This window comes from Geothrix edaphica (assembly GCF_030268045.1).
In the GTDB taxonomy this organism is placed as follows: domain Bacteria; phylum Acidobacteriota; class Holophagae; order Holophagales; family Holophagaceae; genus Geothrix; species Geothrix edaphica.
Genome location: NZ_BSDC01000003.1, coordinates 200,476 through 213,531, shown reverse-complemented (window position 1 = coordinate 213,531; position 13,056 = coordinate 200,476). Strand labels below are relative to the sequence as shown.

Annotated in this window: 13 protein-coding genes; 4 read left to right on the top strand and 9 right to left on the bottom strand. The window is 68.9% G+C overall.

Annotated elements, in window-relative coordinates:
- Window positions 1-37 precede the first annotated feature (37 nt).
- Window positions 38-766, bottom strand: a complete 729-nt coding sequence (gene ybeY / locus QSJ30_RS11765; RefSeq protein WP_285609465.1) for an rRNA maturation RNase YbeY — start codon at window positions 764-766, stop codon at window positions 38-40.
- Window positions 767-1,000: 234 nt separating this feature from the next.
- Between ybeY and QSJ30_RS11760 the strand changes: the two genes are divergently transcribed.
- Window positions 1,001-1,585 carry a 16S rRNA (guanine(527)-N(7))-methyltransferase RsmG gene (locus tag QSJ30_RS11760; protein WP_285609459.1) on the top strand — a complete coding sequence of 195 codons (585 nt, stop codon included), beginning with the start codon at window positions 1,001-1,003 and terminating at the stop codon, window positions 1,583-1,585.
- Between the two features lie 37 nt (window positions 1,586-1,622).
- Here QSJ30_RS11760 and QSJ30_RS11755 read toward each other — a convergent pair whose 3' ends face one another.
- The 3 genes from QSJ30_RS11755 to QSJ30_RS11745 are packed head-to-tail and all read right to left on the bottom strand — an operon-like array spanning window position 1,623 to window position 4,573.
- Window positions 1,623-2,786 (bottom strand): LysM peptidoglycan-binding domain-containing protein, encoded by a 1,164-nt coding sequence (locus QSJ30_RS11755; protein ID WP_285609458.1) that lies wholly within the window; start codon window positions 2,784-2,786, stop codon window positions 1,623-1,625.
- Between the two features lie 31 nt (window positions 2,787-2,817).
- Window positions 2,818-3,729: a PfkB family carbohydrate kinase gene (locus QSJ30_RS11750; protein ID WP_285609456.1), complete on the bottom strand. Its 912-nt coding sequence runs from the start codon at window positions 3,727-3,729 to the stop codon at window positions 2,818-2,820.
- A 37-nt stretch (window positions 3,730-3,766) separates the two neighbouring features.
- Window positions 3,767-4,573 carry a Smr/MutS family protein gene (locus QSJ30_RS11745; protein ID WP_285609454.1) on the bottom strand — a complete coding sequence of 269 codons (807 nt, stop codon included), beginning with the start codon at window positions 4,571-4,573 and terminating at the stop codon, window positions 3,767-3,769.
- 210 nt (window positions 4,574-4,783) lie between these two features.
- On the opposite strand from QSJ30_RS11745, the gene QSJ30_RS11740 reads away from it, so the two are divergent.
- Window positions 4,784-5,434 (top strand): outer membrane beta-barrel protein, encoded by a 651-nt coding sequence (locus tag QSJ30_RS11740; RefSeq protein ID WP_285609453.1) that lies wholly within the window; start codon window positions 4,784-4,786, stop codon window positions 5,432-5,434.
- 60 nt (window positions 5,435-5,494) lie between these two features.
- Here the strand turns inward: QSJ30_RS11740 and QSJ30_RS11735 are convergent, their stop codons facing one another.
- From QSJ30_RS11735 to QSJ30_RS11725, 3 genes are all read right to left on the bottom strand, one after another.
- Window positions 5,495-6,349, bottom strand: coding sequence for a hypothetical protein (locus QSJ30_RS11735; RefSeq protein ID WP_285609451.1), 855 nt, complete (start codon window positions 6,347-6,349; stop codon window positions 5,495-5,497).
- 31 nt (window positions 6,350-6,380) lie between these two features.
- Complete coding sequence (locus QSJ30_RS11730; RefSeq protein WP_285609449.1) at window positions 6,381-7,385, bottom strand: hypothetical protein; 1,005 nt, start codon at window positions 7,383-7,385, stop codon at window positions 6,381-6,383.
- Window positions 7,386-7,466: 81 nt separating this feature from the next.
- Window positions 7,467-9,395, bottom strand: coding sequence for an ABC-F family ATP-binding cassette domain-containing protein (locus tag QSJ30_RS11725; RefSeq protein WP_285609447.1), 1,929 nt, complete (start codon window positions 9,393-9,395; stop codon window positions 7,467-7,469).
- A gap of 97 nt (window positions 9,396-9,492) precedes the next feature.
- On the opposite strand from QSJ30_RS11725, the gene QSJ30_RS11720 reads away from it, so the two are divergent.
- Entirely contained in the window at window positions 9,493-9,972 is a 480-nt protein-coding gene (locus tag QSJ30_RS11720) for a MarR family winged helix-turn-helix transcriptional regulator (RefSeq protein ID WP_285609445.1), read from the top strand.
- On the opposite strand, the gene QSJ30_RS11715 is transcribed toward QSJ30_RS11720, so the two are convergent.
- Window positions 9,942-11,705, bottom strand: a complete 1,764-nt coding sequence (locus QSJ30_RS11715) for a transglutaminase family protein (protein ID WP_285609443.1) — start codon at window positions 11,703-11,705, stop codon at window positions 9,942-9,944. The genes QSJ30_RS11720 and QSJ30_RS11715 overlap by 31 nt on opposite strands.
- Before the next feature lie 31 nt (window positions 11,706-11,736).
- Window positions 11,737-12,183 carry a Spy/CpxP family protein refolding chaperone gene (locus tag QSJ30_RS11710; RefSeq protein WP_285609441.1) on the bottom strand — a complete coding sequence of 149 codons (447 nt, stop codon included), beginning with the start codon at window positions 12,181-12,183 and terminating at the stop codon, window positions 11,737-11,739.
- Window positions 12,184-12,270: 87 nt separating this feature from the next.
- Here QSJ30_RS11710 and recO point away from each other — a divergent pair, with 87 nt between their 5' ends.
- Entirely contained in the window at window positions 12,271-13,008 is a 738-nt protein-coding gene (gene recO / locus QSJ30_RS11705; protein WP_285609439.1) for a DNA repair protein RecO, read from the top strand.
- The last annotated feature ends 48 nt before the right edge of the window (window positions 13,009-13,056 follow it).

Here is a 13,056-nt window from a genome sequence, read left to right as displayed (position 1 = left end):
TTCGGCTCCTTTTTCCATGCGGAGGTTGTGAACCCGGCTAGGCGATGACGCCGCTGCGGGAGGGGCCCGGCCGGCGGCGGCGCAGCACGCGCTTGGCGGGAGCGGCGGCAGCCTCTTTGCGGGGCCGCCCCGGGCCGCGCTTCACGGCGGCATCCTTGGGCTTGACCACCTTGCGCACCTTGACCTTCTTCTCCTTTTTCACGCGTTCCCGCCGGACGAGGGCGGCCGCGGCCCGGCCGGTCACCACGACCCGGGAGCCGTCCTTGAGCTTCTTGACCTTGCTGCCGGGCTTGCGCCCCCGCTTGAGGCTCATGGACAGAGGTTCCGTCTCGAGCAGCTCGCGTTCAAGCTGAGCCTGGAGCGCCATCATCTCGCCATGATCCTTTTCGTGGTCGTGGCCGCAGAGATGCAGGAAGCCATGGATCACCAGCGTCTCCACTTCACGCCGACGGCTGACGCCAAACTTCTTCGCCATTTTCTCGGCGGTGGGAAGGCTGATCACGATGTCGCCGAGGTGCGGAAAAGCACCCTTCTCCACACTTGAGGGGAAACTCAGGACGTCGGTCGTCATGTTTTTCCCGCGATGCTCGCGATTGAGTTTTCTCATGCCTCGATCATCGACATAAGTCAGCGATACACCCTGAGCTTCCGGCGCGAGACGATCGCGAAGGCTGTGAAGCAGCTTCCCGAGCGACTGCTCACCCGGCCCGCGCATTTTGCTGCGGCTCGACCAATCGATCTGGAAAGGCAGCTTGGTCTCAGTCATGGCCGGCTCCTGTGGAAGATCAGTCAAAGGGGATTCATCATGAGTGCTATTGACCCATTCGTCAATCTCTTCATTCTAGGTGCACGAATTACATCGTTTGTTCACGGTTCAGATGATAGACCGGGCCACTGAACAATCCAGATCAAAATGTCACAAAAATGTTGAATATAAAGAAGAAATGGGTGAGGTGAAGAGGTTTCAATGTGCGAGGAAGATCCCTGGCATCCTGGAGGCATGGAGCCCCGCCTGCCTTCCCCCCTGTCTGCCCCCCTGCGCCGCTATCTGGTGCTGCTGGACCGCTGGAACCGCACCCACGCCCTGACCTCCCTGCCTCAAGCCGAGCGCTGGGAGGAGTTGATCCTGGATGCGGCCGCGCTCCTGCCCTTCCTGGAGCCCCTGGCCCCGGGGAGCCGGGTGGCCGATCTGGGAACCGGCATGGGTTGCCCGGCCGTCGTCCTGGCCCTGGCCCGCCCGGATCTGGAGGTGCTCGCGGTGGACGCTTCCGCCAAGAAGCTGGCCTTCGTCCGCCAGGCCGCCCTGGAGCTTCCGGTGCCCAATCTGAAAGCCGTGCAGGGCCGCCTCGAGGACCTGGCCCCGCTGGGGGCGGACCTGGGGACCGCCAAGGCCCTGGGATCCCTGGAGCAGCTGATGGGATGGTGGTCCCGCCATGGGAAAGCCGATGCCCCGTTCCTTGCCCTCAAGGGGCCGGACTGGTCCAGGGAGCCGCTCCCGTCCGGCTGGGAGGCCACCCCGCATCCCTACACCCTGCCCACCCGGGGGCAGCGCGTGGTGGTGGAGCTGGGGCGCCCAAAAAACTGAGGCCCCAGCGGGACCCCAGTTGCCGAGAGGACTCCGTTCAGTGGGTCAGGGTATCGCCGAGGCGGATCTCCTCCGTGGTGCGGAGCAGGCGGCAGGTGGCCGTCTGACTGTCCGCGCGGACCACCAGGGCCTGGCCGATGTAGTGGGTGGTGGTCTCCGTGCCGCCCTTCCGGTCGCCGTCGGGCCCCACGGGGAAGACCTTGATGCGGACTGCGAGCAGGACGTCGCCCACCTTCAGCCCGTCGTTGGCGCCCTTGTCCACGATCACCATGTCGCCGTTGGCGGTGTGCTGGTGCTCATCGCGGGCGAAGACCACCACGGCGGAGTTCGGAGCCACCTTCACCGGGTCGGTGATGTCGGTCCGGAGCTGGAGGGGCAGGTTGGCGGGTTCGGTGAACCGCACCAGGTGATCGCCCACTTCCACGCCATCCAGGCAGCGCTCGATGGTGGCCACGGAGCCCTTGGCCTGGGCGGTGATGACGCGGAGCACGCCCACCTGCTGCACCACATCGCCCATCTTGTGCTTGGTGGTGGGGTGGTGGACCTTGCGGGCCACCGTCTTCAGGATGAGGAACCGGTCGCCGACCTTGACGCCCTGCTCGCTGCCGCCATTCATGTAGACGGTCTCGCCCTCGGCGAGGAAACGGCGGTCCTCGTTGCGGTTGGAGGTCAGGGTGAAGGCGCCCTGGTTCTTGTAGTGGGCCTCGGCGCCATCGGCGGCGAAGAAGGGGAGCTGGATGAAGTCCTGGAAGCTGAAGCCCAGTTCCGGCCGCCGGAGGGCGCCGGGATCGGCCCGGCGCCGATCCGGCTGGAGGCCGGAGACGGAGTCCGGCACGGAGCCGGCGGTGGCCACGGCCCGGGTGAGGTCGATGATCAGGGGGTCCCCAGGGTAGATCCAGTGCGGATCCTTGATCCACTGGTTCAGCTCCCAGATCTGGGGCCAGGCGTAGGGATTGCCGAGGTACTTCCCGGCCAGATCCCAGAGCGTGTCGCCCTTCTCGACGATGTGGGTGCGGGAGCCTTCGGGTACCTTGAGTTCCTTGGGATAATCCCATTTCGAGCTGTGGGTTTCGACCTTGATCGTCCCAGCGGGCTCCTGGGCGTCCAGGGCCGGAACCGCGAGCGCCAGGGCCACGAGGAGGCCGGGCGCCATCGCGAGGGCGCGCCGCCGGCCGACAGTCAGACGATTGGGCTGGTGCATCAGGGACCCCCAGGGGATTAGGTGGTGCTGATTATAGGTCTTCGACGCGGATCATATCTGAAAATAATGCCAGGCGGTTGCGAACTTCATCCTGGGATATCTGCTCGAGTCGTTCCGTGGAGAACTGTTCCACGGTGAAACTGGCCATGACCGATCCGACCAGGGTGGCGTGCTTGAGGGCCGTGACATCGGTCCGCTCGATCCAGGCCAGGTAGCCCAGGAACCCACCGGCGAAGGTGTCCCCGGCCCCGGTGGGGTCGAAGACGTTCTCCAGCGGGTAGGCCGGGGCGGCGAAGATCCCGTCGGGCGTGAAGAGGGCCACGCCGTACTCCCCGCGCTTGACCACAAGGGTGCTGGGGCCCAGGGCCCGGACCTTCTTGTAAGCCTTGATGAGGCTGTATTCCTGGGTAAGCTCCCGGACTTCGGCGTCATTCACCAGGAGGATGTCCACCTCCTTGAGCACCGCGTCCAGGGCCGGGCGCGACCCCCGGATCCAGTAGTTCATGGTGTCCAGGGCGATCCACTTGGGCCGCCGGGCCATCTGGCGCACCACGTCCAGCTGCAGCACCGGATCGATGTTCCCGAGGAACAGGTAGTCGCACTCGCGGTAGTTGGCGGGGAGGTCCGGCTTGAAGTCGGCGAAGACGTTCAGGTCCGTGGCCAGGGTCTTGGCCTCGTTCAGGTCGTAGCCGTAGGCGCCCTTCCAGTGGAAGCTGAGGCCCTTGACCTTCGACAGGCCCGCCAGGTCGATGGGCCGGCCCTCGAAGACGCGCATCTGGTCGGGGCCGAAGTCCTCGCCCACCACGGCGACGATGCGCACCGGATGGAAGCGGCTGGCGCTCAGGGAGAAGTAGGTCGCGGAGCCGCCCAGGGCGCGCTCGCGGCGGCCGAAGGGCGTCTCCAGGTCATCGAAGGCCACACTGCCAACCACCAACAGACTCATCGGGGGTACTCCCTATCGCTCGGATCAGGCACTCAGGTCAGGACTGGGGCTGGGAAGGGGTGAAATAGAGCAGCCAGGCCTGGCTGCCGCCCATGGGCACCGGCGCCTGGGCGTAGCGCGCCACCATGGGCGTCTCGCCGGAAGCCAGCAGGGCCATGAGTCCCTCGTGGAGCAGGGGATCCGGCCCCAGGATGACCTGGAGGCTGCGCCAGCCCAGCACCAGGCCGTCGCCCAGGCGATCCTTCAGGCGGTCCAGGGCGTCCTGCAGTGTGTGTCCCCGCAGGTCCAGCACGCCGTCCACTTCGAGGGCCATGCCGGCCGCCAGCTGGAACCGGACGGGCGCCGGGGCGGGCAAGGACGTCCCCGGGGCAGGTCCGGAGGTGGTCTCAGGCGCCGGGGGCTCGGGCGGAAGGGGGGGGTTCTCGGGTGGAAGGGAGGGCACCTCGACCGGGATGGGGGCGGGGGGTACCGGGGGTGGCGGGGCCGCGGGGGGAGCCGGCGCTGGTCTGGTCTGGGCCTCGAGTCCCCGGGCCAGGGGTTTCAGGCCCTTCAGATCCTTGAGGGCTTCCTCGAAGGTCTCGGGCGGGGGGGGCGGAGCCGGAGGCTGGGGCGGCTGGGCCGCTGCCCCGGAGGGGGCTGGGGCCGCCGTGGCCTCTGCTTTTGCCGGTCGGGGGGCCGTGGGCTTCTGTCCCATGGCCGAGAGGAAGACCGCATCCTCGTCAGCCAGGCTGGTGGGCCCCTGGGGCTTGGGTGCGGGTTTGGGCGGGGGCTTCGGAGCAGGAGAGGCCGGCTCCTCCGGTCCCAGCTGCTGCTTCAACTTCGCCAGATCCTGCTTCCACGCCATGAACCATCCTCGTCCTGTCCAGAGTAGGCCATCGCGGCCCCGGCCCAAAGCCTGCTGTTGCAATCCTGCACCCCGCCGAGGCAAAACGCCGCGGCGCCGGGGGGGCTTCAACCGGAGTATGCTGCGCTGGGTCCGAGGATTGGCGCCACTTGTCATAAGCTGGCACGCCCTTCGCCCCGTAGCTCTCACACCCCGCCCAATGGAGGCCCCATGCGACGAACCACGATGCTCCTGCTGCCCCTGCTGCTCGCCTCGGGAGCCGCGCTCCAGGCCCAGACCCCGCACGTGGGCTTCAGCCTGAACCTGCTGATCCCCACCGGCGAGTTCTCCAGCAAAACCTACCCGGCCTACTACAGCCCCAGCGCGGGGTACACCATCCCGCCCCAGAAGGAGACCTACGATGTGGGCCTCGGCGGCAGCTTCACGGTCAGCTTCCCCGTGGACCGCACCCTGGCCATCCGCCTGAACCTCAGCGGGTCGGCGGAGAACGGCACCAACCGGGCCCCCGGCGAGACCACCATCAACCTGCGCCACTCGCAGTTCAACCTGGGCGGCGACCTGCAGATCTTCCCCGAGGGCACAGCCTTCCGCCACCGGGGGTTCTACTTCGTGGCGGGGCTCTCCGCCGACTTCGAGCAGTTCGACCGCAGCTTCGGCGATCCCCAGTACGACTACACCGACACCACCCGCAAGAGCCGGATGGGTGGTTCGCTGGGCTTCGGCCACAGCTTCGGCTACGACGCCGGGGCGCGGTTCACCCTGGAGGCCACCTTCCACAAGACCCTCACCAGCCACGATGTGGATGCGGGCGATCCCCCTGCCACGGACTTCGTGAAGGTGGGGTTCGGATTCGTGTTCTAGGGTTTCCCCACCTACGGAAAAGCGGCCCGGTCGGGCCGCTTTTCCGTAGGGCGGGAAGCGCTATTTCTTGGCGGCCTTCTTCTTCCTGGCCTTGGGCTTGGTCGGGGCGGCCTCTTCTTCCTTGCCCAGGAGGCCGTTCACCAGCCGGGTGACGTCCTTGTTGGCGGGGTCGAGCTTCTGGAGGCGGCGGGCGTAGGCCAGGCGCTCCTGCTGGGGCCGGGCGTCGTCGGCCTTCACCTGCTCCACCTTTCCGGCCACGAAGCGGGTGGTGCCACCGGCTTCGGCGATCTCCGCCTTCTCGTGGTCGAGGAAGGCCTTCCAGTCGGCGGCGGCCTTGGTGGTGCTGGCCTTGGTCTGGCGGAGGCGCTCGAGGATGCTGTCAATGTCCTTGAGGGCCCGCTCGCTGTGGGCGGTGGCGGCCTTCTGCTCGTCCATGAAGATCCGGAGCTGCTGGCGGAGCTTCATCTGGTCCTGGTTCAGGCCGGGGGCCTCGTCCAGCTCCCGGAGGCGGGGAGCCTGCTTGTCCATGGCATCCCGGAACTCGCGGAGCTTGGCCTCGTGCTCGGTGCGGGTCTTGGCCAGCAGGGGCTCGGCGGTGGCCAGGTTCTCCTCGGCGGCCGCCTGGGCCTTCTGCAGGTGGACCACCGCGTCCTCCCAGCTGCCTTCGGCCACGCAGGCGCGGGCCGCCAGGCTCCGGAGGGCGGCCAGGGCATGCATGTCGTTGTAGTCGGAGGGATTGACCGTGAGGCCCTCCCGGCCGAGGAGGGCCTCCACTCCACGGCGGACCGTGGCGGCGTCGCCCCGGTCCAGCTGGAGCTCCCAGGGCCCTCGGACTTCCTTGAAGCGGTCCGTGAGGCTCTGGGCGCCCAGGCTGGTGGCCAGGGCGCAGGCAAGCAGGAATCCGAGGCGGCTCATGGTCGCTCCTTCCGGGACGTATGCGTCTTGGTCACTTCTTCTTGCCGGCCTTCTTCGCGGGCCTGGCTTCCTTGGCGAAGGGCTCCTTGCCCTGCTTCAGGTTCTCCAGGGCCTTCGCGGCACCCGCGTTGCCGGGATCGAGGACCAGCAGGCGGTTGATGAAGGCCGCCTGGGCCTGCGCGCCGCTCAGCTTGGTGACGTTCTCGTGGTTGCGGAGGACCGCGTCCACCCAGTTCTTCTTCCCGACGATCTTCACCTTCTTGATCACCTGGTCGGTGTTGAACTTGGTGATCTCGTCGCTTTGGCTGCCCAGGACTTCCTTCGCTTTGGTAACGGAGGCCTCGGCTGCCTTCACCATTTCCTCGGCTTCCTTGCGGTTGTCGGCGAGAACCTTGGTCACCTTGGGGGCGTTGATGAGGTTCTGCTTGTGGACCGGAAGGGCGGCATTGATCTGATCGAGTTCCTGCTGCTGTTCGGGGGCTTTCGCGGCCCGGGCCTTGAGGTCTTCCAGGCCTTTGGCATCGGGCTTCTTCGTCTTCGCATTCACCGCCGCGATCTCTTCCTTGAGGTCATTCAGCGTTGTTTGGAGCTCCTGCTGGCGGCCGGTGTTCTTGGCAAGGAAATCCTGGGAATCCTTGGCGGCCTTCTCCCACTGGGCGGCGATGGGGGCCTGGGCCTTCTCGAGATCCGCCTTGATGGCCTGGGCAGTCTTGAGCCGCTTCTGCTGGATCTCGACGGCCTTCTCCCACTGGCCGGCCTCGGCTGCGGTGTTGGCCCAGAGGCGGTATAAGGACAGGAGGCCCTGGGCGTTGTCCATGCTCTGGCCGATGGTCTGGAGGTTGGTGCCGTTGAAGGCGGGCCGCTCGGCCGGGATAAGCCCCTCCACCTTCGCCATGGCCTCCTGGGCCTGGAAGGCCTTGAGCATCTGGTTGATCCCAGGTAGTTCCGTGTTGAACCGCTGGGTCAGGTTGGCGGGTGCAGGGCTCTGGGCCACCAACGCCACCGCGGGAAAGAGGAGGAAGGGCATCGGGCGCATGGGCACTCCACAAAAGTCCAGGGTCCAGGGTAGCGAAAAGGCCCCGGGCCTGTCCCCTTCCAGGGCAAGTTGTGATGGGGTTCAGCTTTCCTGGCGCTTCTCTTCGAGCTCGAGCCAGGCCAGCTCAAGGACCTCCAACTCGGCCCTGGCTGCCTCCCGCTCCCGCAGGGCCTGGTGCCCAGGACTGTCGGAGCGCAGGAAGGCCGTGGGGTCCGCCAGGCGCGCGTCCAGCGCCGTCAGCTGCAAGTGGAGCGCCTCCATCGCCTGTTCCACTTCGGCGAGCCGACGCTGCTCCTTCTGGGAGAGCCCCGGCTTGCGCAAGCGGGGCGCGGCGGCCTTCGGGCCGGAACGGAGTGCCTCGGCCCTGGGCGGCTCCTGGGCGGCCGCTCGGGCCTCCCGCAGGCTGCGCACGGTGGAGGGGGCTCCCTCGTAAAGCTCCCAGCGCGGAGTGCCGGCGGCGTTCCAGGCCAGGGTGTGGGTGGCCACCTGGTCGAGGAAGAAGCGGTCGTGGCTCACCAGCAGGAGGGTGCCCTGGAAGCCCAGCAGCGCCTCCTCCAGGTTCTGCAGGGTGGGGATGTCCAGGTCGTTGGTGGGCTCGTCCAGCACCAGGAGATCCGCGGGGCTCAGCATCGCCTTGGCCAGGAGGAGCCGGTTCCGCTCGCCGCCGCTGAGGGTGGCGGCCGGGCGCGCCTGCTGGTCCACCGGGAAGCCGAAGCGGGTGAGGTAGACGTGGGCCAGCAGGGTGCCGTTCCCGGTGTCCACCACCGAGGCCCGCTCGGCGAGGTTGTCGAGGATGCTGCGACCTCCATCGAGCTCACCGCGACCCTGCGAGATGGTGGTGGTGGCGAGCTTGGGGTGGCGGGCCGCCTCGCCGGCGGTGGGTTCCAGCTCTCCCAGCAGCACCTTGAGCAGGGTGGACTTCCCGCAGCCGTTGGGTCCCAGCAGGGCGATGCGCATGCCGCGCTGGAGGCTGAGGTCGAGGCCGCCCAGCAACTCCTCGCCGCCGGGGTAGGCGAAGCGCAGGCCCTCGGCGCGGATCAGGGCGTCGCTGCGGTTGCCGCCGGCAGCGAAGGTCAGGCCCTGCCGGATCTCGAGGCGAGTGCGGTCCTCCACGTCGTCCTTGAGGTCCAGCACCTCCTGGATGCGGAGCTTGGACTTGCGGGTGCGGGCCTTGGCGCCCCGGCGCAGCCAGGCCATCTCCCGGCGCAGGCGGTTCTGCATGTGCTCCGTGAGCCGGGACTCGCGGAACTCGCGGTCCGACTTCTCCAGCAGGTAGTCGCTGTAGCCGCCTTCGTAGCTGCGGAGCGCGCCCTCATCCAGCTCCAGCATCCGCGTCACCACCGCGTCCAGCAGGTGGCGGTCGTGGGTTATGAGCAGGAGGGCGCCGCCATAGGCCTGGAGCCAGGCCTCGAGCTTCTCCACCTGGTCGGGGTCCAGGTGGTTGGTGGGCTCGTCCAGCACGAGGACATCCGGCTCCTTGAGCCAGGCCTGGGCCAGGGCCACGCGCTTGCGCCAGCCGCCGGAGAGGGACTCCACCTCGGCCTCGAGGTCCTTCAGGCCCCAGGTGGTGGCGGCGGCCTTGAGGCGCGGCTCGAGATCCCAGCCCCACCGCTCGACCTGATGCTCCACACTTTGCAGTTCGTCAAGCAACCGGGCCTCCTCCTGGCCCGTGGCGCCATGGAGGGTTTCGTGGATCGCCTGGTGCCGGGCCAGGAGGAGGGCATGATCCGCCAGCGCGGCCTCCAGGGCCTGCCGGATGCTGGCGCCCGGTGCGAAATGCGGCTCCTGGCTGAGGCGGGCGACGCGGAGGCCCTGGGTGATGACCACCTCCCCGGAGTCGGGGGTCTCGTCGCCGGTCAGCAGGCGGAACAGTGTGCTCTTACCCGCGCCATTGCGGCCGATGAGACCGACCTTCTCGCCCTGAAAGAGACCGAGGCTCAGTCCGTCCAGAATGGCTGTCGCGCCATAGCGTTTCGTGACATTGATCAAACTCAGGGCGATGGCGGGCAAGAAGGGCTCCTACGACCTTCCAGAATCCCACGGATAGGGCGATGCTTGCCCGCAAAGAATCTGCGAGGTCACCATGTCCCTACAGGAAGAACTTCAGATGTCGAAACTCCCCGCTCCGGGAGTCCAGCTGATGCTCCAGCTGATGCTGACGCGGGAAGCCGTCGTCCGTGTCCAGGAGCGCCTCTTCGAAGCCCACGGGCTGACGATCCAGCAGTACAACGTCCTGCGCATCGCCCGCGGTGGGCCGGCCAAGGGCCATCCCATCTACGAGATCGAGCGGCGGATGATCTACCGCTTCGCCAACGTGACGCGCCTGGTGGACCGCCTGGAAACGCAGGGGCTGCTGAAGCGCGTGGCAGACCCCAAGGACCGTCGCGTGAGTCGCGTGGTCATCACCCCCAAGGGGCGCCGCCTCATGGACCGCCTCGATGAGCCCGTGAAGGCCATGGCCACGCAGCTCACCAGCTGCTGCGACGAGCAGGAGTGCCTGCACATCTCGAACTGGCTGGAGCGCCTGCGGGAGCACTGTGCCCAGCAGGAGGGGCTTCAGGAGGAGCTGGTGGGCGCCATCAACTGATCCAGCAGCTGATAGGCCGCGACCTCGGACACACCCTCCAGGCGCAGCCAGCGTCCCTGGCCCAGGTCCATCCACAGACGGCGGTCCTCTGGATCCCACCAGCCCTCGCGGAAGGTGCGCGGGCCCGCCAGGCGCCGGTTCCCCTTCAGCTGGGCCTGCCCGGGACGGGGGACCGCCTCCACGGTCCAGGTCCGGTTCAGGGTGAGCCTGCCGCGCTCCAGCTGCCAGCGCCCTCCCGGCAGGCGCAGCCGACTTCCGCCTGAAACCGTCACCTGGTCGCCTTCGATGCGGGTGCCCGCACCCCAGGGCGCGGTGCCTTCGCGCTCGGGGATCCAGCGGAGGCCCGAGAAGGCCAGGGCCGCGCTCTCCCAGCCGACGCTCCCGAGGTCGGCCAGGTCCGTGTCGCCGAGCTTGATGCGGAAGGCGGAGGCGGGCGCCTGGTCGAAGGTGGGGTCCACGGGCACCCAGCGGTCCCTCAGCTTCACCTCCACCCAGAAGTGCAGCCCCAGCGTGTCACCCAGGCCCACCCAGCCGGTGACGCCGCGGGCGGGCACGCCCAGGCGCCGCAGCAGCGCCACGGCCAGCACGCCGTGCTCGGTGCAGTCGCCGCGGGGCGTGCGGCAGACCTCCAGGGCCGAGGCGAAGCCCACGGTGAAGTCCTTGTCGGTGATCCAGTCGAAGACGAAGGCGGTCACGCGCTTCGCCACCTCCCAGCGCGGCAACCCCGGGGGCAGGGCCAGGCGCCGGAGGAGGCCGTCGAAGGCGGGATCGCGGAAGGGCACCAGGGGGCTGGGGGCCAGGTAGCGGACCTCGTCTCCCTTGGGGGTTCCCGTCACTGGAAGCTGGGCGGCCTCGGCGGCGCTGGGATCCGTCGCGCGCACCAGGCGCCACCGGCCCTCGGGGAGCCGTATCTGCTGGGCATCCTCGGGCAGCGCGGGGACGGACCCCTCGGCCCTCAGCGTCAGGTCCCGCAGCCAGGCCTGGAAGGGATGGGGCGGCAGCGTCTGGAGGGTGCGCTCGAAGAAGCCTTCGGCTTCGCCGGCGCGGGCGGTGGGCGGCGGGAGCTCGGCGCGCTGCATCAGGATGGCGAGGCCGCCGAGCTCGGTCCGCTGGCGCAGCTCGCCCGCGCTCGGGGAGATCCAGGCTTCCACGGGCGCGGAGGAGGCGCCCTGGGTCTCCTGCCCGGTGAAGCGCACCGCGTCCGGGAAGCCCGGCAGCGGGTCCGGCCCCGCGGGCTCGAGGGTGAGGGTGCTCCACTGCTGGACGGGGAAGGAGAAGGTGATGGCCTGCACGGGGCGGCGCAGCCGGGCGGCCTCGATGAGACGGGCGTCGAGGTCCTCGGGCCAGAGCACGGCCCCGGCGGGCACCGGGGTGCGCAGCGCGGCGCCGTTCAGGGGCTGGATGGTCAGCGAACCCGGGTCCGCGGGCGACCACTCTGCTTTGCCTTCGAAGGGCTCCTTGGAAAGCTGCAGCCGCCAGGTGAAGGCCAGGGAGCCGTCCGCGGCGCGCCGGGCGGTCTGATCCACCTCCTGGCGGATCTCCTGGCCGAGGCGCGAAAGGGACATCCACTCGCGGTTCCGCACCACCCGGGCCCCGCCCAGGGTCTTCGTCTCCTGCGAGGCGCCGCCCACTTCCTGGCCGCCCACCCACTGCCGGTAGGTCCGGGTCGGGGCCTCCTGGGCGAGGAGGATGATCCCGCTGAGGGCCGCCACGAAAAGGGGGGATGCGCGCATCCCCCCAGTCTACCGGCCAGCGGAGGGTGGATCAGCCGGCCATCCCCATGGCCATGCGGAAGTGGCGGACGCGCTCCTGGCGATGGGCCCGGCGGGTGGCCCGCAGCTCGGCGGCCTTCGCCCGCTGCTCCGGCGTGAGCAGGGCCTGCACTTCCTGGTGGATGGCCCGGCCCGCCAGCAGCAGGTCGAAGCGGGCCGAGGAGGCCTTGTCATGCAGGGTGCGGAGCTGGGCTTCGGGCGTGGCGGGATCCTGGAGCGCCTGGCGAAGGTCGGACTGGGCCCGGCGCGCGGCCTCCCGGCGGAGGACCATGTCCGGCCGGTGCTTTTCGTGGATGGCCTGGATGCCGGTCTGCTGGGCCTCGGTGAGGTTCAGGGCCCGGGCCAGGTGGCGCCCCTCCCGGGGGCCCGGTCCGGGCTGGGCCAGGCTGGGCAGGGCGGCGAGGGCGAGGATGGCGAAGGATCGGAACAGGTGTGTCATGACCACCTCCTTGACGGGCCCATTCACGAGCCTCGTCATGTGAGACACGGATCCGGGACTTCGGTTGATTCCGGGCAGACTGGAAAGGTGATCCGCACCTGCTCCGCCATCGTCCTCAAGGCCGTGCCCTTCGCGGAGGGCGGGGCCGTGGTGTCCTTCCTCTCCGAGCATGGCGAGCGGCTGTCGGGCCTGGCCAAGGGCGTGAAGAAGCCCACGGCGAAGTGGGTGGCGGCCTTCGAGCCCCTGGGCATGGTGCGGGTGAGCTTCTTCGGGAAGGAACAGACCGAACTGAAGCGGGTCACGCGCTGCGAGCTGGCCTTCAGCCCCCTCACGCTGGGGCACCTCGAAGCCAGCCTGGTGATGGCCTGCCTGGCGGACCTCTTCGACCGCGTGGCCAGGGAGGGCGTGGAGGACGACCGTCTCTACCGCCTGCTCAGCGCCTGCGGGCGGGCCCTCAAGGCCGATCCGGACAATGCCCTGGGCATCCTGGCCTATGCCGAGCACTGGCTGCTGCACTGCCTGGGCCTGCTGCCCCATCCGCGGGTCTGCGGGCGCTGCGGGAACGAAAGTGCGCCCCTGGCCCTGCTCAGCCCCGACCACGGCTGGTGCTGTACCGCCTGCACGCCCGTGGACCCCGTGGAGGCCCTGCCGCCCGGGGCCCGGGAGTATCTGCGCCGGCTCAGGACCGGCGGCGCCGAGACGGCTCCCCGCCTGGATCCTGCCGACGAGGCGCAGGCCGTCCTCACGGCCCTGCTCCGGGCCCGGCTCCTCCAGGAGCTGGGGGGCAGCCTGCGGAGCTACGAGGTCCTGTGGCGGACGCTCTAAATTTGGCCTGAGCGGTCTTCAGGCCGATGCTATGCCATGACTTGAGGT